Source organism: Kitasatospora sp. NPDC036934, from assembly GCF_055608425.1.
The window spans coordinates 155396-175425 of sequence record NZ_JBVJQR010000008.1 but is presented as its reverse complement, the minus strand read 5'-3'; the positions used below and the strand labels follow the sequence as shown (position 1 = coordinate 175425).

The 20030-nt window shown below is 73.2% G+C and carries 18 protein-coding genes; 12 read left to right on the top strand and 6 right to left on the bottom strand.

Features of this window, described 5'->3' with window-relative positions; genetic code table 11:
* Nucleotides 1-13 precede the first annotated feature (13 nt).
* The 4 genes from ACZ7BZ_RS14510 to ACZ7BZ_RS14495 all read right to left on the bottom strand — a co-directional run bounded on the left by ACZ7BZ_RS14510 (nt 14) and on the right by ACZ7BZ_RS14495 (nt 5046).
* Nucleotides 14-523 (bottom strand): methylated-DNA--[protein]-cysteine S-methyltransferase, encoded by a 510-nt coding sequence (locus ACZ7BZ_RS14510; RefSeq protein ID WP_470358592.1) that lies wholly within the window; start codon nt 521-523, stop codon nt 14-16.
* On the bottom strand, nt 520-2148 hold the full coding sequence (locus tag ACZ7BZ_RS14505) for a DNA-3-methyladenine glycosylase 2 family protein (protein WP_470358591.1): 1629 nt from the start codon (nt 2146-2148) through the stop codon (nt 520-522). Before ACZ7BZ_RS14505 ends, ACZ7BZ_RS14510 begins: the two co-directional genes overlap by 4 nt.
* A 325-nt stretch (nt 2149-2473) precedes the next feature.
* Nucleotides 2474-3595, bottom strand: coding sequence for a ribosome small subunit-dependent GTPase A (rsgA, locus tag ACZ7BZ_RS14500; protein WP_470358590.1), 1122 nt, complete (start codon nt 3593-3595; stop codon nt 2474-2476).
* 416 nt (nt 3596-4011) lie between these two features.
* Entirely contained in the window at nt 4012-5046 is a 1035-nt protein-coding gene (locus ACZ7BZ_RS14495; protein WP_470358589.1) for a cytochrome c oxidase assembly protein, read from the bottom strand.
* Nucleotides 5047-5368: 322 nt separating this feature from the next.
* Here ACZ7BZ_RS14495 and ACZ7BZ_RS14490 point away from each other — a divergent pair, with 322 nt between their 5' ends.
* Nucleotides 5369-7132 carry an FtsW/RodA/SpoVE family cell cycle protein gene (locus tag ACZ7BZ_RS14490; RefSeq protein WP_470358588.1) on the top strand — a complete coding sequence of 588 codons (1764 nt, stop codon included), beginning with the start codon at nt 5369-5371 and terminating at the stop codon, nt 7130-7132.
* Nucleotides 7133-7415: 283 nt separating this feature from the next.
* On the opposite strand, the gene ACZ7BZ_RS14485 is transcribed toward ACZ7BZ_RS14490, so the two are convergent.
* Nucleotides 7416-8711 carry a YihY/virulence factor BrkB family protein gene (locus tag ACZ7BZ_RS14485; protein WP_380451724.1) on the bottom strand — a complete coding sequence of 432 codons (1296 nt, stop codon included), beginning with the start codon at nt 8709-8711 and terminating at the stop codon, nt 7416-7418.
* Between the two features lie 247 nt (nt 8712-8958).
* Between ACZ7BZ_RS14485 and ACZ7BZ_RS14480 the strand changes: the two genes are divergently transcribed.
* The 11 genes from ACZ7BZ_RS14480 to ACZ7BZ_RS14430 all read left to right on the top strand — a co-directional run bounded on the left by ACZ7BZ_RS14480 (nt 8959) and on the right by ACZ7BZ_RS14430 (nt 18814).
* Complete coding sequence (locus ACZ7BZ_RS14480) at nt 8959-9042, top strand: putative leader peptide (RefSeq protein ID WP_380451879.1); 84 nt, start codon at nt 8959-8961, stop codon at nt 9040-9042.
* A gap of 197 nt (nt 9043-9239) precedes the next feature.
* A complete protein-coding gene (locus ACZ7BZ_RS14475; RefSeq protein ID WP_470358587.1) occupies nt 9240-10973 on the top strand; it encodes a nitrite/sulfite reductase in 1734 nt (577 codons plus the stop codon).
* A 101-nt stretch (nt 10974-11074) separates the two neighbouring features.
* A complete protein-coding gene (locus ACZ7BZ_RS14470; RefSeq protein WP_465746677.1) occupies nt 11075-11254 on the top strand; it encodes a hypothetical protein in 180 nt (59 codons plus the stop codon).
* Nucleotides 11235-11936 carry a phosphoadenylyl-sulfate reductase gene (locus ACZ7BZ_RS14465; RefSeq protein WP_465746675.1) on the top strand — a complete coding sequence of 234 codons (702 nt, stop codon included), beginning with the start codon at nt 11235-11237 and terminating at the stop codon, nt 11934-11936. The genes ACZ7BZ_RS14470 and ACZ7BZ_RS14465 overlap by 20 nt, the downstream gene beginning before the upstream one ends.
* 47 nt (nt 11937-11983) lie before the next feature.
* Nucleotides 11984-12565, top strand: coding sequence for an adenylyl-sulfate kinase (cysC, locus tag ACZ7BZ_RS14460; protein ID WP_380451881.1), 582 nt, complete (start codon nt 11984-11986; stop codon nt 12563-12565).
* Nucleotides 12562-13518 (top strand): sulfate adenylyltransferase subunit CysD, encoded by a 957-nt coding sequence (gene cysD, locus ACZ7BZ_RS14455; RefSeq protein ID WP_470358586.1) that lies wholly within the window; start codon nt 12562-12564, stop codon nt 13516-13518. Before cysC ends, cysD begins: the two co-directional genes overlap by 4 nt.
* Nucleotides 13519-14847, top strand: coding sequence for a sulfate adenylyltransferase subunit 1 (locus ACZ7BZ_RS14450; protein ID WP_470358585.1), 1329 nt, complete (start codon nt 13519-13521; stop codon nt 14845-14847). It abuts the gene before it with no gap.
* A gap of 247 nt (nt 14848-15094) precedes the next feature.
* Nucleotides 15095-16258: an aliphatic sulfonate ABC transporter substrate-binding protein gene (locus ACZ7BZ_RS14445; protein ID WP_470358584.1), complete on the top strand. Its 1164-nt coding sequence runs from the start codon at nt 15095-15097 to the stop codon at nt 16256-16258.
* Between the two features lie 120 nt (nt 16259-16378).
* Nucleotides 16379-17182, top strand: coding sequence for an ABC transporter ATP-binding protein (locus ACZ7BZ_RS14440; protein ID WP_380451736.1), 804 nt, complete (start codon nt 16379-16381; stop codon nt 17180-17182).
* On the top strand, nt 17169-18071 hold the full coding sequence (locus tag ACZ7BZ_RS14435) for an ABC transporter permease (RefSeq protein WP_380451738.1): 903 nt from the start codon (nt 17169-17171) through the stop codon (nt 18069-18071). Before ACZ7BZ_RS14440 ends, ACZ7BZ_RS14435 begins: the two co-directional genes overlap by 14 nt.
* Before the next feature lie 11 nt (nt 18072-18082).
* A complete protein-coding gene (locus ACZ7BZ_RS14430; protein WP_470358583.1) occupies nt 18083-18814 on the top strand; it encodes a sirohydrochlorin chelatase in 732 nt (243 codons plus the stop codon).
* Between the two features lie 145 nt (nt 18815-18959).
* Here the strand turns inward: ACZ7BZ_RS14430 and ACZ7BZ_RS14425 are convergent, their stop codons facing one another.
* Nucleotides 18960-19976 carry a hypothetical protein gene (locus ACZ7BZ_RS14425; RefSeq protein WP_470358582.1) on the bottom strand — a complete coding sequence of 339 codons (1017 nt, stop codon included), beginning with the start codon at nt 19974-19976 and terminating at the stop codon, nt 18960-18962.
* Between the last annotated feature and the right edge of the window lie 54 nt (nt 19977-20030).

Sequence of the window (20030 nt, the reverse complement as noted above, 5' to 3'; positions counted from 1 at the left end):
AGCGGCGTGTCCGTCAGAACAGGGTGCCGCTCTCCAGCTCCAGCAGCCGGCGCTTGCGGTCCACACCCGCGGCGAAGCCGGTGAGCGAACCGTTGGCTCCGAGCACCCGGTGGCAGGGGCGCACGATCAGCAGCGGGTTGGCGCCCACCGCACCGCCGACCGCCCGGACCATCCGCGGCGACTGCCCGGCCAGCTCGGCGAGTTGGCCGTAGGTGACGGTCGTGCCGTACGGGACCTCGTCCAGCGCGGCCCAGATCCGGCGGCGGAACTCGGTGCCCTCGGGGGCGAGTCGGAGGTCGAAGGTGGTGCGCTCGCCGGCGAAGTAGGCGGTCAGCTGGGCGACCGGCTCGGCCAGGGCCTCCGGGTCGAACTCCCAGTCGTCGGCGGGCTCGGCCAGTGCGTACTTCTGCCCGGGCGCGGTGACGGTGGCGAGGGCCGCCGGGCCGCCGTCCTCGGGCAGCGCGCCGCTGAGCAGCAGGCGGCCGAAGGGGCTCTCCATGGTGGTGTAGACGGTGGTGCTCATGCCGGGTCGTTCTCCGTTCCGGAGTTGGTGCTCATGCCGGTGGTGCTGCTGGTGCTGGTGCGCGTGGTGGCGCCGGTGTCGCCGTTGCTCGGGGCGGGGCCGGCCCACAGCCGGTGGACGGCGTAGGAGCGCCACGGGGCCCAGGCTCCGGCGGCGCAGGCGGCGGCCTTGGGGTCACCGGGGGCGCCGAGCCGGAGCAGGCCGTGCTTGACGCCCACGTCGCTCGGGAGGAAGACGTCGGGGTCACCGAGGGCGCGCATCCGCAGGTAGCCGACCGTCCAGGGGCCGATGCCGGGCAGGCCCAGCAGCCGGGCGGCGACCTCCTCCCGGTCCACGCCGCCGTCCAGCCGCACCACGCCCTCCGCCAGCGCGGCGCACAGGCCGGTGAGCGCGCGGCGACGGGCCGCGGGCATCGCGAAGTCCTCCGGGTCGGCGGTGGCCAGGGCCGCCGCCGTGGGGAAGAGCAGGCGCAGGCCGCCGCTCGGTTCGGGCAGCGCGGCGCCGTACTTCTCGGCGAGCCGGCCCGCCAGGGTACGGGCTGCGCCGACGGTGATCTGCTGTCCGAGCACGGCGCGCACGGCTAGCTCATGCGGCTCCACGTGGCCGGGCGAGCGCAGCCCGGGGCGCTCTCGGACCAGCGGGCCCAGCACCGGGTCGGCACCGAGCTGCTCGTCCACGGTGTCCGGGTCGGCGTCCAGGTCGAACAGGACCCGCAGGCGCTGGACGGCGGTGGGCAGGTCCCGCAGGTCGGCGAGCAGCAGGCGGCAGTCGAGCCAGCCGCGGGTGCGCCGGTCCTCCGGGGCGAGGCCGTCGACCTCGGCGATGCCGTGCCCGTACGGGAGCGCGAGGGTGCGCCGGTAGGTGCGCACGCCGGGACGCGCGCCGGGCACCACTTCCTCCACGCCGGGGACGGCGCGCAGTTCCAGGAAGTCGATCAGGTGGTCGCTGTCGAACGCGCCGCGGTAGGCCAGGCGCAGCGTAAGGCCGCCGGCCGGGGTCGCGGTGCGACGGCCGGACGTCACCTCGGCGCGCAGGCCGCTGGGGGTGCGGTCGTAGACCTCGCGGACGGTGTCGTTGAACTGGCGGACGGAGGCGAAGCCGGCCGCGAAGGCGATGTCGGTCACGGGCAGCTCGGTGGTCTGCAGGAGCAACCGGGCGGTCTGGGCCCGGCGGGCGCGGGCCAGCGCGATCGGGCCGGCGCCGAGCTCGGCGGTCAGCTGGCGCTGCAGCTGGCGGGCGCTGTAGCCGAGCCGGTCGGCCAGGCCTGCCACGCCCTCGCGGTCCACCACGCCGTCGCCGATCAGGCGCATCGCGCGGCCGACCAGGTCGGCGCGGTGGTTCCACTCCGGGGAGCCGGGCACCGAGTCCGGACGGCAGCGGCGGCAGGCGCGGAAGCCCGCGCCCTGGGCCGCAGCGGCGCTCGGGTAGAAGCGGCAGTTGACGCGCTTGGGGGTCACGGCGGGGCAGCTCGGTCGGCAGTAGATGCCGGTGGAGGTGACGGCTGTGAAGAAGACGCCGTCGAAGCGGGCGTCGCGGCTGTCCACGGCTCGGTACCGGATGTCGTCGTCGATCACGTTGTCCAGTTTGCGGCACTGGGCGGGGGGTGACTGGCGGGAATCGGACATCGCCGTTGGGGGCCTCCCCCTCCCCCTCCCCACCCTCCCGCCACCACCACCGCGCGCCCAGCCCACCCACCCACCACCCACCACACCCGCCGCTCGCCTGCTCGCTCGCCCGCTCGCCCGCGCTCCCCACGTGGTGGGCTCCGCACTCGCGCGCCCCTGGCCTACCCTCGGCAGGCCCTGCGCCGATCCTGCACCTCCCCAGGGCCCACCCTCCCGGCCCTGGACCGCCCCGCCTCACCCCTGCACTGCCCGGCCGCCGGCCGACCGGTCAGTGCAGGTGGTCAGGCCCGGCCACGCCGGGCCGAGGCTCAGCCGTCAGGCCAGGTCAGCGCTTCACCGGACCTCCCGCCGCACGCATCGACTTGGTGATCGCCTTCCACTTGTTCAGCCGGGCCTTGGCGACCCGGGCGTCCGTGCGCGAGGCGATCCACTCGTTCTCGCGCTGGAGCTTGAGGTAGCTGTCCATCCGGCGCTGCGGCAGGGTGCCGGCGTCCAGCGCCGCCCGGACCGCGCAGCCGGGCTCGGTGTGGTGGTTGCAGTCGTGGAAGCGGCAGTCCTCGGCCAACTCGGCGATGTCCGCGAAGGCCAGGTCCACCCCCTCGCCACCGTAGAGGCCGACCTCGCGCAGCCCGGGGGTGTCGATCAACACGCCACCACCGGGCAGCGGTATCAGTTCGCGGGTGGTCGTGGTGTGGCGCCCCTTCTGGTCGACCTCGCGGGCCTCCTGGACGGTCATCACCTCGGCGCCGACCAGCGCATTGGTGAGGGTGGACTTGCCCACACCGGACTGGCCGATCAGCACCGTGGTGCCGGGAGCGCAGGCGCGGAGGACGTCGATGCCCTCACCGGTCTCGGCGCTGACCACCAACACGGTGACGCCCGGTGCGACGCCTTCGACGTCGGCCCGGATGAACTCGGCGTCGTCGACGAGGTCGGCCTTGGTGAGGACGACCAGCGGTTCGGCGCCGGACTCCCAGGCCAGGGCGAGGAAGCGCTCGATCCGCCCGAGGTCGGGATCGACCGCGAGCGAGGCGGTGATCAGGACGGTGTCGACGTTGGCGGCCAGCACCTGGCCGTCGGAGCGCTTGCCGGCCACCTTGCGGATGATCGCGGTGGAGCGCGGCAGCAGCGCGGAGACGGCGGCCATCGGCCGGGCGTGCAGGTCGACGGCCGCCCAGTCGCCCATGCACGGACAGTTGATCATGTCGGCGTCGCCCACCGGCCGGGTGTCGAGCCGGACGGTGCGCAGCTCGCCCGTTTCCGGATCGGCCAGGACGGCGTCGCACTGGCCGCGGTCGACCCGGACGATCCGGGCCGGGAGCAGCCCGGCTTCGGCGAGCGGGGCGAAGAGTTCCTGGAGCTCCGGCGTCCAGCCGTAGCGGGCCAGTGGGGAGCTCTCGGTGGAGAGGGAAGAAGAGAACGACGAAGCGGAGGCAGCGTTGAACAACGCAGTGGCCCTTCGGGAGGAGATGGTCCCGGCGGGCTACGGCTGGCGCAGAGGGCTCAGCCGGCGGCCGGGAAGAGGAGGTGAACGCGCGTGCTGCCCAGGGCAGCTATCGGGGCGACAACGACCACGGGGGTTCACCTCCTGCTCTCTACTCCTCGGGCGACCCAATGGCCCCCGAACCTGATGTGTCACACGCTAACGGGGCGGTGGATCGCCGCCAACCTATTTTTGACCTGCGGAAATGCGATCCGGAGAGGGCACAGCGGGCCCTGGGGGGCCAAAGTTGGACCTGCACCCGGCGATGACACGCCGCTTGCCCGGCGAGGACGCCGACGAAGCCCCCGTCCTGACCCCGACCTCCAACCCCCGGCCCCGGCCTCCGACCCCGCCACGCGCCTCACGCTCCCGGACAGGCCCTACCCCCCGTACCGGTGCTTGAGATTCGGGTCGTCCAGCCACCACGGCCGCATGCCGGTCTCCTCTTCCTCCGGCAGCCCGGCCGCCCGGGCCTCGGCGGCCTGCGCCTCGAAGCGGGCGTCCAACTCGGCGTCCACGGCCTTGATCTCCTCGCGCCCCTGCACCACCATCCGCCGCACCAGCGCGGCCACGAACGGCAGCCCGACGAGGTCCCCCAGCACCCAGAAGGCGTTGCCGCCCCAGGTCTGGTCCTGGGCCAGGCTCGGCCCCCAGGGCCGCCCGAGCGCCACGTAGTAGTGCTCGGCGACGAGGTGGCCGCCGTAGATCAGCACGATCCCCAGCCCCGCATCGAAGATCACCTCGGCGAAGGTGATGAACAGTCCGACCAGGTGCGGGTACTCGTGCCCGACCGGGTCGAGCTGCAGTCGCGGCCAGAAGTAGGCGAGTCCCAGCAGCACCAGTGCCAGGTGCAGCACCACGTTCCCGACGCCGCTGGAGAGCGACCACTCGTACCAGGGCGTGAAGTAGAGCAGCCACGGCGGCGCCATCAGCAGCGCCGTGGAGACCGCCGGGAACATCAGCACCTTGGACGGCCGGCTGCGCAGCGCCCGTAGGATCCGCTCCCGCCGGTGCTCCGGCGAGGAGTGGGCCAGCAGCGAGACGGGGGCCCCGAGCGCGAGCAGCAACGGGACGACCATCAGCAGCAGCACGACCTGCACGGCCCGGTCGGTGAAGAGGATCCGCTCGTACACCCCTAGACCGGAGCAGGTGCACCAGATCCACAGCAGCAGCCCGCCGAGGAAGGCCGCGGTGCGGGTGGGCTGCCAGCGGTCGCCGTCGCCGCGGTTGACGGTGCGCACCGCGGCCAGGTACCAGGCGCCGAGCAGGACCGAGAGGGCGAGCACCAGCGGTTCGAGGGTCCAGGAGGTGGCCAGGTCGGACCACTGCCACGCGGGCGGCCCGCTGTAGGCGAGCGCCCGCACGGCACCACCGTGGCCGAGTGCCTGGAACGCGCCGTCCGCCGCGCCGTTCATCCGTCCGCCCGCCTCTCCCGCACCCGCCACCCGGCCGTCGCCGGGGAGGCGCCGGGAGTCGCCGGGGAGGCGCCGGGAGTCGCCGGGCAGGGGCCGCGGCGCCCGGCCATGATGGCCTTCCGGACCCGCCCCGCCGCAGCCGGGGCCCACCTCTATACCCCGGCCTGACCAAAGCTTTACCGGAGCCCAACAAAGCTTTGCCAAGGCAAAGTTCTGCCCTTGCCGGGCCCGGAGGCGCAACCGGCGCGGGGTGACGTTCGTCTGGCAGGATGCACCGTCGGCGATACCGGCCACGTGGGTGACAACAAGGGGACGACAAGAGGTGCAAAGCACTGCACGCGGCGAGGGCCGCCGGCTGGCCGCGCGCCACCGCAACATCGAGCTGGGCCTGCTGGCGCTCGCGGTGGCCGTCTGTCTGGCCGGACACATCGACGCCTCGCTGGCGCTGACCGACAAGCTGCCGCCCGGGCTGCTCGTCCACGGTCTGTCCCTCGGGGCGCTGGTCGCGGTGGCGCACCTGGCGGTGCGCCGGTTCGCGCCGTTCGCGGACCCGCTGATCCTGCCGCTGGGCGTCTTCCTGACCGGCTTCGGCCTGATGCTGCTGGACCGGCTGGACTTCAGCTACAAGGCCGCGCACGCCGCCAAGGGCGACTACCAGAAGCTCCCGGCCGCGCCCTCGCAGCTGATGTGGGTGTTCATCTCGGTGGCGGCGGCGCTCGCGCTGATCGTCTTCGTCAAGCACCACCGCTTCTTCCAGCGGTACGTCTACGTGATGATGGCGGGCGCGCTGATCCTGCTGGCAGCGCCGGTGTTCTCGCCGACCGACAGCTTCGGCGCCAAGCGCTGGATCAAGCTCCCCGGACTGCCGTCCTTCGAGCCGGACGAGTTCGTGAAGGTCGCGATCACGATCTTCTTCGCGGGCTACCTGATGGCCTCCCGGGACGCCCTGGCACTGGCCGGTCGGAAGGTCTGGGGGATGACCCTGCCGCGCGGCCGGCACGCCGGGCCGGTGCTGGCGATCTGGGTGGTCAGCCTGATGGTGCTGATCTTCGAGCGCGACCTCGGCACCTCGCTGATCTTCTTCGGCGTCTTCATCGTGATGCTGTACGTGGCGACCGAGCGCACCAGCTGGGTGGTGCTGGGCCTGTTGATGGCGGTCGGCGGCGCGGCCGTGGTCGGCACCGTGGAACCGCACGTGCACGGGCGCGTCGAGGCCTGGCTGCACCCGCTGAACTACTACCCGCCGGTGAGCGACAAGGCGATCTCCGAGCAACCCGCCGAGGCGCTGTTCAGCCTCGGCACCGGCCACATGACCGGGACGGGCCTGGGCTCGGGACGGCCGTGGCTGATCGGCTTCGCCGGGCGCAGCGACTTCATCTTCACCACCATCGGCGAGGAGCTGGGCCTGGCCGGGGTCACGGCGATCCTGCTGGTGTACGTGCTGCTGATCCAGCGCGGACTGCGCACCGCGATCGGCCTGACCGACCCGTTCGGCAAGCTGCTGGCCACCGGGCTCTCGGCGGCGCTCGCGCTGCAGGTGTTCGTGGTGGTGGGCGGCGTCAGCGGGCTGGTGCCGCTGACCGGCAAGGCGCTGCCGTTCCTGGCGGCCGGCGGCTCCTCGCTGCTGGCGAACTGGCTGATGATCGCCCTGCTGATCAAGCTGAGCGACTCCTCCGGGCGCACCGCGCTGGACCCGGTCCAGCCGAGCCCCGAACCGCTCCCGGCGCAGCCCGGCCCGGCCTCGCCGGGCGCGGGCCGGAACCCCGGCCCGGGCCAGACCCTGGGTGCCGGTCAGAACCTCGGTGCGGGCCTGGACCCGCTGCCGGGCACGGACCCCGCCCCGACCGGCGGGACCGGCGGGACCGGCGGGACCGGCGGGACCGGCGGGACCGGCGCCGCGGGGCCCGGCCCCAGCGACCCCGGCGCCCCCACCGAGCTGCGCCCCTCGTTCGGCCACACCCCCGTCGCGCCGCCGCAGCAGCACGCCGCACCGCAGCCCTCGTACGGTTACCCGGCGGTCGACCAGCAGCCCACCCACGGCTACGGTCAGCCGCAGTCGCCCGCCCCGAACCCGACGAACGGCTGACCGCCGGCCCCCGAGCCTGCGCGCACCCGGTCGGCCATCGATCGCTCCCGAACAACCATCGACACGAATCGAACACGAACCGCGCACGACCCGATCGCGGCCGGACGGACACGGCCACAACTACGGCCGGACAATGCACAGGGCCTCCCCCGCACCCGCGAGGGAGGCCCTCCCGTACGAAATGCCCTGCCGTACGAAATGCCCTGCCGTACGAAATGCCCTGCCGTACCAAAACCCTGCCACACCACCCGCCCAGCCGGCCGCACCGGCCACCGCTGCCCGGCTACCGCTCCTCCCACGGCGGCCGCGGCGGCCGCGGCGGGTACCCCGGCCGCTCCGGCGGCGGCCCCGCCGGCCGGTCGCTGTCCGGCGGCGGCGGGGCGGGCCGGTGGTGCGGCCCGGGCCGGGCGGTGAGGCGCCCGCGCACGTTGTCGGCGGCCAGGACGTCGGCCCACCGCTCGGGGTACTCGGCGGGCGCGTCGACGTCGTCGACCTCCTCCTCGCCCCACTCCTCCTCCATCCCCTCGGCCAGGCCCAGCTCGCGGGCGCGCCGGGCCCGCTCGACGGCCCGCCGGGCGGCGACCTCGCGGACCACCGCGGCCGCGGCCTCCTCGTGGGCGCGCTCGTTCTCGGCGCGGGCGTCGGCGGTCTCCAGGGTGGGCCAGCGGCGGTCTATGGCGGCGTTCATGGCGGCGCCGATGAGAACCGCCAGGGCGACCACGAAGATCCACAGCAGCACCGCGACCGGCGCGGCCAGCGAGCCGTACACAGAGGGGCCCTCGACCGAGCTGATCAGGTAGACCCGCAGGCCGACGCTGCAGAAGACCAGTACCACCAGGGCGACCAGGGCGCCGGGGATGTCCTCGCGCCAGGGCGTGGAGACGGGTACGGCGAGGTGGTAGAGGGTGGTCAGCGAGACGATCAGCAGCAGGATGGCGACCGGCCAGTAGGCGGCGCCGACCAGCCCGGCGGCGCCGGGGACGGCGTTCTCGACCAGTCCGGGCCCGGCCATCAGCAGCGGCAGCACCAGCGAGCCGATCACCAGGGCGCCGAGGTAGAGGCCGAGCGAGAGCAGCCGGGTCTTGACGATGCCGCGCTTGCCGTCGAGTCCGTACATGACGGTGATGGTGTCGATGAAGATGTAGAGCGCCCGGGAGCCGGACCACAGCGACAGCAGGAAGCCGATCGAGATCAGGTCGGGCCGGGTGTGGTCGAAGACCTGGCTGAGCAGCGGTTTGACGACCTCGTTGACGGAGGAGTCCGACAGGACCGTCCCGGAGGCCGAGACGATGTCGTGCTTGAGCCGCTCGATGGCGTCCGCGCCGACGAACTCGTCGAGGTAGCCGAGGGTGGCGGCCAGGCCGAGGAGCAGCGGCGGGATGGACAGCAGGGTGAAGAAGGCCGCCTCGGCGGCGAGGCCGGTGACCCGGTACTCGACGCAGGTGTTGGTGGTGTCCCTGACCAGCTCCCACGCCGTACGGCGCCAGGTGGCCTGTTTGGCCGCGCGCCGGGAGCCCTTGCCCCGGCGCCGGGAGGGCCGTTCGGGGTTCGGTCTGCTCGTATCGCCTGCTGCTTGCACAGGGGTAACGGTATCGGGCCGGGGCCGTCCGGTTGATCTCCACGGGGGTACGGGCGCGTGTACCCCGCGGTACAGGCGCCCCTCGGCCCACCGCCCGGTCCACCGCCCGGTCCACCCCTCGGCTCCCTCGACGGAATGCCCGGCCCGGAGCGGCGGCGACGGATCAACGTCCCACCTGTCGAAACTCCAGCGTCCATTATTCGGACGTTAGTGGACCGCGAGTCCCGCGCCATGCGAATCTCTTGCCATGCCTAGCGCCGGAACCACCCTAGTAGGTCGACTCCACGTCGATCTCCTTCGCGTGTCCAGCGCCATGTGTCCGGTGACCTGAGCCCACACCCCGCCGCACCACCGCACCCGGCGCCGATTCCACCGCCATCCCCGCACGAGCGGATGCGCAGGCGCCCGCCCGGCCCGGTCACTGCTCTCCCGGCCCTGAGAAACCCGCAGGTCACAGCAGCACCGCACGGCTGAGCACGCCCCGCGACCCATCCGGCGCCAGCGCCACCTGCCGAGAAGGACTTCACCATGGCCACCTCTCCCGAGACCGCCGAGCCCACGGCCGACCGCGCGGCCGCGCGCCGCCCCGCCGCAGCCGCCGCGGCTCGCAAGGTGACCCGCCACCGCGGCGAGGGCCAGTGGGGCATGGGCCACTACACCCCGCTGAACGCCAACGAGCAGGTCAAGAAGGATGACGACGGTCTCAATGTGCGGACACGTATTGAGACGATCTACGCGCACCGGGGCTTCGACTCGATCGACCCCGCCGACCTGCGCGGCCGGATGCGCTGGTGGGGCCTCTACACCCAGCGCAAGGAGGGCATCGACGGCGGCAAGACCGCGATCCTCGACCCGCACGAGCTGGATGCCGAGTACTTCATGCTCCGGGTGCGGATCGACGGCGGCCGGCTGACCGTCCCCCAGCTGCGGGCCATCTCCGAGGTCTCCGAGCAGTACGCCCGCGGCACCGCCGACCTGACCGACCGGCAGAACATCCAGTTCCACTGGATCCGGATCGAGGACGTCCCGGCGATCTGGCAGAAGCTGGAGGCCGTCGGCCTGTCCACCACCGAGGCCTGCGGCGACACCCCGCGCGCCATCCTCGGTTCCCCGGTGGCCGGCGTCGCCCAGGACGAGATCATCGACGGCACCCCGGCGATCCTGGAGATCCAGCGCCGCTTCATCGGCAACCCGGACTTCTCCAACCTGCCGCGCAAGTTCAAGGCCGCCGTCTCCGGCTCCCCGCTGCTGGACGTCGCCCACGAGATCAACGACGTCTCCTTCGTCGGCGTGGTCCACCCCGAGCACGGCCCGGGCTTCGACCTGTGGGTCGGCGGCGGCCTGTCCACCAACCCCAAGCTGGGCGTGCGACTCGGCGCCTGGGTCCCGCTGGAGCAGGTGCCGGACGTCTTCGGCGGCGTGATCGGCATCTTCCGCGACTACGGCTACCGCCGGCTGCGCAACCGCGCCCGGCTGAAGTTCCTGGTCGCCGACTGGGGCGTGGAGAAGTTCCGCCGGGTGCTGGAGGACGAGTACCTCAAGGAGAAGCTGGTCGACGGCCCCGCGCCCGCCGAGCCCGTCGCCCGCTGGCGCGACCACGTCGGCGTCCGGCAGCAGCAGGACGGCCGCTACTACATCGGCTTCGCCCCGCGCGTCGGCCGGGTCGACGGCAAACTGCTCGGCCGGGTCGCCGACCTCGCCGCCGCCCACGGCAGCGACCGGGTGCGCACCACCACCGAGCAGAAGATGCTCATCCTCGACGTCGCCGAGGAGCACGTGGAGGCGGTGGTGGCCGGCCTGGAGGCGCTCGACCTGCGGGTCACCCCCTCGCCGTTCCGCCGCGGCACCATGGCCTGCACCGGCATCGAGTACTGCAAGCTCGCCATCGTCGAGACCAAGGAGCGCGGCCGCACCCTGATCGACGAACTGGAGCAGCGCCTGCCGGACTTCGCCGAGCCGCTGACCATCAACATCAACGGCTGCCCCAACGCCTGCGCCCGCATCCAGGTCGCCGACATCGGCCTCAAGGGCCAGCTGGTCACCGACGAGCACGGCGACCAGGTCGAGGGCTACCAGGTGCACCTGGGCGGCGCGCTCGGCCTGGAGCCCGGCTTCGGCCGCAAGGTCCGCGGGCTCAAGGTCACCAGCGCCGGCCTGCCCGACTACGTCGAGCGCCTGCTGACCCGCTACCAGGCCGACCGCACCGAGGGCGAGCGCTTCGCCCAGTGGGCGGCCCGGGCCACCGAGGAGCAGCTGTCGTGAGTGAGCGAAGCATGGGGGTCCCCCCGGCCGAAGGCTGGGGGGGGGAACCAATCGGGCAGGGCGTGTTCGCGAAGCGGACGCCGAGCGCAGCGAGGTGGGCGATGAGTGAGCGAGCCGCACCGTTCTTCTGCCCGTACTGCGGGGACGAGGACCTGCGCCCGTCCGAGGCCGGCCACGGCGCCTGGGAGTGCCACGGGTGCCGCCGCGCCTTCCAGTTGAAGTTCCTCGGCCTGCTGTCACCGACCCACGGGGGTACGTCACATGAGCAGCACGACGACTGACCACGCCGAGCTGGCGGAGCGGGCCGGCCGCGAGCTGGAGGAGGCGACCCCGCAGGAGGTGCTGCGCTGGGCCGCCGACACGTTCGGCAAGCGGTTCTGCGTCACCTCCTCCATGGAGGACGCGGTGGTCGCCCACCTGGCCTCCTCGGTGTTCCCCGGCGTGGACGTGGTGTTCCTGGACACCGGCTACCACTTCCCGGAGACCATCGGCACCCGGGACGCGGTGGCCGCGACCATGCCGGTCAACGTCATCACGCTCACCCCGCTGAAGACCGTCGCCGAGCAGGACGCCGAGCACGGGCCGCACCTGCACGACCGCGACCCGGACCTGTGCTGCGCGCTGCGCAAGGTCGAACCGCTGAACCGCGGTCTCGGCGGCTACGACGCCTGGGCCACCGGGCTGCGCCGCGACGAGTCCCCGACCCGGGCGAACACCCCGGTGGTCGCCTGGGACCCGAAGCGCCGCAAGGTCAAGATCGCCCCTATCGCCCGCTGGACGCAGGAGGACGTGGACGCCTACGTCGCCGCCAACGGCGTGCTGCTCAATCCGCTGCTGTGGGAGGGCTACACCTCCATCGGCTGCTCGCCGCTGTCCTGCACCCGCAAGCCGGGCGAGGGCGAGGACGCCCGGGCCGGCCGTTGGTCCGGCTCCGGCAAGACCGAGTGCGGCATCCACCTCTGACCGACCGTCCACCACTGCGTAAGGAAGACACCGTGACAGCGAACACTCTGGCCGCCGATGGAGCCGCAGAGGCGGCCCCCGCGGCCGCCCCCTGCGAGCGCGGCGCCACCGTGTGGCTGACCGGGCTGCCGAGCGCGGGCAAGACCACCCTGGCCTTCGCGCTGGCGGAGCGGCTGCGCGCCGAGGGCCACAAGGTCGAGGTCCTGGACGGCGACGAGATCCGCGAGTTCCTCTCCAAGGGCCTCGGATTCTCCCGCGAGGACCGGCACACCAACGTCACCCGGATCGGCTTCGTCGCCGAGAAGCTCGCCGCCAACGGCGTCAAGGTGCTCGCCCCGGTGATCGCCCCGTTCGCCGACTCGCGCGCCGCGGTGCGCGAGCGGCACGCCGCGGCGGGCACCGAGTTCCTTGAGGTCCACGTCGCCACCCCGGTCGAGCTGTGCGCCGAGCGGGACGTCAAGGGGCTGTACGCCAAGCAGGCGGCCGGCGAGATCTCCGGCCTGACCGGCGTGGACGACCCGTACGAGGCCCCGGAGAAGCCGGAGCTGCGGCTCCAGACCCAGGGCCGCGCGGTCGCCGATTCCGCCGCCGAGCTGCACGACTTCCTGACCGAGAGGGGTCTCGCATGACCACCGTGAGCGACGTTCCGGTCCGCACCGAGGCACAGAACGAGGATTCGAGGGTCCCCTTCGCGCTGTCCCACCTGGACGCGCTGGAGGCCGAGTCGGTGCACATCTTCCGCGAGGTCGCGGGGGAGTTCGAGCGCCCGGTGATCCTGTTCTCCGGTGGCAAGGACTCCATCCTGATGCTGCACCTGGCGCTCAAGGCCTTCGCGCCCGCGCCGGTGCCGTTCTCCCTGCTGCACGTCGACACCGGGCACAACTTCCCCGAGGTGATCGCCTACCGGGACCGCGTCGTCGCCGAGCACAACCTGCGCCTGCACGTCGCCCACGTCCAGGACTTCATCGACGACGGCCGGCTGCGCGAGCGCCCCGACGGCACCCGCAACCCGCTGCAGACCGTGCCGCTGCTCGACGCGATCGAGTCCAACAGGTTCGACGCCGTCTTCGGCGGCGGCCGCCGGGACGAGGAGAAGGCCCGCGCCAAGGAGCGCGTCTTCTCGCTGCGCGACGAGTTCGGCGCCTGGGACCCGCGCCGCCAGCGCCCCGAGCTGTGGTCGCTCTACAACGGCCGGCACGCGGCCGGCGAGCACGTGCGGGTCTTCCCGCTGTCCAACTGGACCGAGCTGGACGTCTGGCAGTACATCGAGCGCGAGGGCATCGAACTCCCCGAGATCTACTACGCGCACGAGCGGGACGTCTTCTCCCGCGGCGGCATGTGGCTGACCGCCGGCGAGTGGGGCGGCCCCAAGGACGACGAGCCGGTCCAGCGGCGGCTGGTCCGCTACCGCACCGTCGGCGACATGTCCTGCACCGGCGCCGTCGACTCCGACGCCACCACCATCGAGGCCGTGATCGCCGAGATCACCGCCAGCCGCCTCACCGAGCGCGGCGCCACCCGCGCCGACGACAAGCTGTCCGAGGCCGCGATGGAAGACCGCAAGCGCGAGGGGTACTTCTAAATGAGCACGACCATCGAGACCAGCACCACCTCCCTGCTGCGCTTCGCCACCGCCGGCTCCGTCGACGACGGCAAGTCCACCCTAGTCGGCCGGCTGCTGCACGACTCCAAGTCGGTGCTCGCCGACCAGCTGGAGGCCGTCGAGCGCGTCTCCCTGGGCCGCGGCCAGGAGGCGCCCGACCTCGCCCTGCTCACCGACGGCCTGCGCGCCGAACGCGAGCAGGGCATCACCATCGACGTCGCCTACCGCTACTTCGCCACCCCCCGGCGGCGGTTCATCCTCGCCGACACCCCCGGGCACGTGCAGTACACCCGCAACATGGTGACCGGCGCCTCCACCGCCGAGCTCGCCGTCGTCCTGGTCGACGCCCGCAACGGCGTGGTCGAGCAGACCCGCCGGCACGCCGCCGTCGCCGCGCTGCTGCGGGTGCCGCACGTCGTGCTGGCCGTCAACAAGATGGACCTGGTCGACTACGCCGAGCCGGTCTTCGCCGCCATCGCCGAGGAGTTCACCGCCTACGCCGCCTCACTCGGCGTCAAGGACGTCCTCGCCGTCCCGATCTCCGCCCTCGCCGGCGACAACGTCGTCGAGCCGTCCGCGCACATGGACTGGTACGGCGGCCCGACCCTTCTGGAGCACCTGGAGACCGTCCCGGTCGGCAGCGACCCGAGCGCCGAACCGGCCCGCTTCCCGGTCCAGTACGTGATCCGCCCGCAGACCGAGGAGCACCCCGACTACCGCGGCTACGCGGGCCAGTTGGCCTCCGGGGTGCTGCGGGTCGGCGACCCCGTCACGGTGCTGCCCTCCGGCCTGACCACCACCGTCGCCGCGATCGACGCGCTCGGCCGCCCGGCGGACCTCGCCTGGGCCCCGCAGTCGGTCACCGTCCGGCTCGCCGACGACCTCGACATCTCCCGCGGCGACCTGATCGCCGCCGGGGCCGCCGCCGCCCCCACCAAGGACGTCGAGGCCACCGTCAGCCACCTCAACGAGCGGCCGCTGCGCGCCGGGGACAAGGTGCTGCTCAAGCACACCACCCGTACGGTGCGCGCCCTCGTCAAGGAGATCTCCTACCGGATCGACATCGACACGCTCGAACGGCGCAGCGGCGCCGAGGGGTTGAACGTCAACGACATCGGCCACGTGAAGCTGCGCACCGCCGAGCCGCTGGCCCTCGACGACTACACCGACAACCGCCGCACCGGGTCGTTCCTGCTGATCGACCCGGCCGACGGCACCACCCTCACCGCCGGCATGGCGGGCGAGGCCTTCCCGGCCGCGCCCGATGGCGACGCCCCCGGCGTACCCGAAGAGGAGGACTGGGTCTGATGCCCAGCGAGGCGTTCTCGGGCATGGACAAGGAAGGCGGCCGCATCGGCAGCGGCGTCCTCGGCAGCGGCCAGGGCGGCTTGACCCGATGTGCGGGCCGACGGGGCTGAGGACGCCCCGTCACCAGGCTGTCTTCCCCACAGCCCCCCCGGCCTGCCCCGGCACACCGCTGCCGAGCGCACCGCCTTCCGAACTCCAGCCCCGAGACCGCCTCCTGACGGTCCGTCCGCGAACAGGACCCACCATCATGGCACCGAACCCCTCCTCCTCCCATACCTCCGCACGCCCGGACGCCGGGCGGATCAGACGCTCCGCCGCGGCCGCCGTCGCCGGCCTGACCGCCGTCGCCCTGCTGTCGGCCTGCGGCTACGGCTCCAAGGCGGACAAGTCCGACGACAAGGCCGACACCGCGGCCACCGTGGGGAGTGCCGCGTCCGGCCCGAAGCTGTCCGCGGCCACCGTGAAGATCGGCTACTTCGCCAACCTGACGCACGGCACCCCGCTGGTCGGCCTCCAGGAGGGCATCTTCCAGCGGCAGTTGGGCGCCACCCAGGTCAAGACCCAGGTCTTCAACGCGGGCCCGGCCGAGATCGAGGCGCTCAACGCGGGCTCCATCGACATCGGCTGGATAGGCCCCTCCCCCGCGATCAACGGCTACACCAAGTCCGACGCCAAGTCCCTGAAGATCATCGGGGGTTCGGCCTCCGGCGGGGTCAAGCTGGTGGTCAACCCGGACAAGGTCTCCTCCCTGGACGACCTCAAGGGCAAGAAGATCGCCACCCCTCAGCTGGGCAACACCCAGGACGTGGCACTGCTCAACTACCTGGCGGGCAAGGGCTACAAGGTGGACGCGGCGTCCGGAGCGGGCGACGTCTCGGTGGTGCGCACCGACAACAAGGTCACCCCCGACGCCTACCGGCAGGGCTCCATCGACGGCGCCTGGGTGCCCGAGCCCACCGCGTCCAAGCTGGTCACCCTCGGTGCGAAGGTCCTGCTCGACGAGAAGGACGTCTGGCCGGACAAGAAGTTCGTGATCACCAACATCATCGTCTCGCAGAAGTTCCTCAAGGAGCACCCGGACGTGGTGGAGGCCGTGCTGCGCGGCTCGGTGGACACCAACGCCTTCATCAAGGCCAACCCCGACAAGGCCAAGGCCGACGCCAACGAGGCCATCAAGAAGGAGGCCGGCAACGCGCTGGAGCCGGCCGTCCTCGACCCGGCCTGGGCCGGCATCGACTTCCTGGACGACCCGCTGGCGGACACCCTTCAGGCCGAGGCCGACCACGCGGTGACCGCCGGGCTCCTCAAGAAGCCCGATCTGAAAGGCATCTACGACCTCACCCTGCTGAACAAGGTCCTCGCGGCCAAGGGCCAGCCGCCCGTGGCGGACGCCGGACTCGGCACCAAGTAACTCCGTGGTCCGGTCCCGCCCGCCCGGTCGATCCCCGATCGATGCCCACCGGGTGGGCGGGGCCCGGACCCCGGCTCCGACTCGCCAGCCAGCCCGACCACTCACGCAGGAGGTGCCCGGATGACCCCGGCACTGACCACCTCGGCGGACGCCCCCGGCGCCGACGCCCACGGCGGCGCGCCCGCCGTGCGGATCTCGCACGTCCACAAGTCCTTCGGCCGCCCCGGCGCCCGGACCCACGTGCTCGACGACATCACGCTCGACGTCGCGCCCGGCGAGTTCGTCACCCTCCTCGGCGCCTCCGGCTGCGGCAAGTCCACCCTGCTCAACCTGGTCGCCGGCCTGGACGAGCCCAGCCGCGGCAGCATCGAGGTGCCCGGCGGCCGCCCCGCCCTGATGTTCCAGGAACACGCGCTGTTCCCCTGGCTCACCGCCGGCCGGAACATCGAACTCGCCCTCAAGCTGGCCGGCGTCCCCCGACCCGAGCGCCGCGCCGAGGCCGAGCGGCTGCTCGAACTCGTCCGCCTGAACGGCGCGTACGGCAAGCGGGTGCACGAGCTGTCCGGCGGCATGCGCCAGCGCGTCGCGATGGCCCGCGCCCTCGCCCAGGGCAGCAAGGTGCTGTTGATGGACGAGCCGTTCGCCGCCCTCGACGCCATCACCCGCGACGTCCTGCACGACGAGATCACCCGGATCTGGGCCGAACGGCAGCTGTCCGTCCTGTTCGTCACCCACAACGTGCGCGAGGCCGTCCGGCTGGCCCAGCGGGTCGTCCTGCTCTCCTCCCGGCCCGGCCGGGTCGCCCGCGAGTGGCGGATCGACCTGCCGCAGCCGCGCCGCATCGAGTCCGCGGGCGTGGCCGACCTGTCCATCGAGATCACCGAAGAACTGCGTGGGGAGATCCGTCGCCATGGCCAGCACTGACACCGCCCCCGTCCTCGACAAGAGCCCCGGGTCGGACAGCGCCGACGTCGGCGCCGGCCTGGACGCCCTCGACTCCGTCGCCGCGCAGCGCAGTTCGCTCGGCGAGGTGCTGCGCACCAAGGCGCTGCCGCCGCTGATCGGCGTTCTGGTGGTGCTGGCGCTGTGGCAGGGCGCGTACAGCTTCCACCTCACCTCCTCGTACAAGCTGCCCAGCCCCGCCGACGTGTGGCACTCCCTCCAGGACCTCTGGTACCAGGGCACGCTGTTCTCGATCATCTGGACCAGCGTGTGGCGGGGCCTGTCCGGCTTCCTGCTCGCCGTCGTCATCGGCACCCCGATCGGCCTGGTGGTCGCCCGGGTCAGGCCGGTGCGCACCGCGATCGGCCCGGTGCTCCAGGGCCTCCAGTCGCTTCCCTCGGTCGCCTGGGTGCCGGCCGCCGTCATCTGGCTCGGCATCAACGACTCGATGATGTACGCGGTGATCCTGCTCGGTGCCGTCCCCTCCATCGCCAACGGGCTGGTGGCCGGCATCGACCAGGTGCCGCCGCTGTTCCTGCGGGCCGGGCGCACCATCGGCGCCACCGGCCTCACCGGCGCCCGGCACGTGCTCATCCCGGCCGCGCTGCCCGGCTACCTGGCCGGGCTCAAGCAGGGCTGGGCGTTCTCCTGGCGCTCGCTGATGGCCGCCGAACTGGTCGCCTCCTCCCCCGACCTCGGCCGCGGCCTGGGCCGGTTCCTGGAGGACCAGCGCGAGTTCTCCGACATGTCCGGGGTGCTGCTCGGCATCATCCTCATCCTGTTCGTCGGCATCGCCATCGAGCTGCTGGTGTTCACCCCGGTCGAGCGCCGGGTGCTGCGCAACCGCGGCCTGCTGGCCTCCGGCAAGTGAGGCGGCCGCCGGTGCCCGCCCTCCTGCTGATCGCCCACGGCAGCCGCGACCCGCGGCACGCCGCGACCGTGGCCGCGCTGGTCCGGGAGGTGCGGGCACAGCGGCCCGCCCTGGAGGTCGCCACCGCCTACCTGGACCACTGCGCGCCGCGGATCCCCCAGGTGGTCGGCCGGCTCCCGGACGCGGTGGCCGTCCCGCTGCTGCTCAACCGGGCCTTCCACGCCAAGCACGACATCCCCGCCGCGCTGCGCGCCACCGGCGCCGGGCTGCCGGTCGCCGACGTGCTGGGGCCCTCCCCGCTACTGCTCGCCGCCCTGGACCGCCGGCTGGCCGAGGCCGGGCTGGACGTCCGCTCGGCCGAGGCCCGCGCCCGGACCGGCGTGGTGCTGGCCGCCGCGGGTTCCTCCGACCCGGCCGCCGACGCCGCCACCCGCGCCGTCGCCGCCGACTGGTGCCGCACCCGCGGCTGGGCCGCCGTCGAGGTCGCCTACGCCTCGGCGGCCGGCCCGCGCGTCCCCGACGCCCTCGCCGCCCTGCGAGCGGCCGGCGCCGAGCACACGGCCGTCGCCCCGTACCTGCTGGCCCCGGGCCTGCTGCCGGACCGCATCGTGGCGGCGGCCTCGGACGAGGCCGACTTGGTCGCCGGCGTCCTCGGCCCCGCCCCCGAACTGGCCACCCTGCTGCTCCAGCGCTACGACCGGGCCCGCCACGCGGCGCAGGCGCTCCCGGCCCTCACCGCCTGAGCCGTCACGAGGCCTTGCGGTGCTGGTAGGCCCTGCGGTGCTGGTATTCGGCAAGCCAGTTGCGTTCACTCCCTCGAGTGACGGCGCGCGGACGCACCGGCGGCGCGCACGGCCGGGGCCGTGCGCGCCGCCGGGCCGGAGGGTGTCAGACCCGCCGCAGGGTGAAGCTGTCCCCCGGGTGGCCGGCGTTGGCGGCCGCCAGGCCGCCGGAGAGCTGGTAGAGGGCGCCGCCGGGGCCGGTGGTGACGGCGGTGGGGGTGGGGTCGGCGGAGGGGTGGACGGCGGTGAGGCGGGCGGTGTGCCAGTGGTCGTCGGAGCGCAGTTCGACCTCGGCGTCGCGGCCACTGCCGAAGAAGGCGTTGGTGGCGCCCGCGAGGGCGCCGTCGGGGCGGGCGGTGATGCCGTCGAGGTGGAGCAGGGCGCCGCCGTCGGCAATCTCGACGCGGCGCACGGCGGACGGGTCCCGGAGCGGGAGCTGCCACAGGGTGCCGTCGTCCCACTTGCCGAGGACGAGCCGACCGTCGCGGTAGGCGATGCCGTTGAGGCCGTAGGCGCCGGGGGCGGGGGTGAGGCGGTCGTCGCGCAGCAGGACCGAGCCGGTGCCGTCGGGGTCGACCCGGTAGACGACGGGGGCGAAGGAGTCGGTGACGTAGGCGGTGCCGTCGGGGGCGACGGCGATGTCGTTGGCCAGGTGGCTACCGCCGTCGCCGGCGACGGCGGCGAGGTCGGTGTAGTAGAGGCGGCGGCCGGTGTCGAGGTCGTAGGCGGCGATGCCGGCGACCCGGCCGGCGGTGGCGGGGCCGCTGCGTTCGCCGACGCCGTTGTCGAGGTTGGTGACCAGGATGCGGCGGCGGGCCTGGTCGATCCGCAGGCCGGCGATCTCGATCAGGGTGCCGGGGTCGTCGATCAGGGTGCGGACGCCGCCGTCGAGGCCGACGGCGGAGACGGTGCCGTGGCGCAGCGAGCCGACCAGGAAGCGGTGGTGGGCCTGGTCCCAGACCGCGCTCTCGGGGACGAGGGTGGGGGCGTGGCCGTTGATCACGGCCGGGGCCGGGCAGTGGGCGGCCGCGGCGGCGGGTAGCGTGCCGGCGGTGCCGAGCAGGGCGGCGGCCGCCGCGAGGGCGACCACGGTACGGCGGACGGTGTGGTTCTGACGATTCATCTGGCGTTCCTCGGAGCCGGCGCGTTCGGTGACGTGATCAAGCCTCTCTCGGGC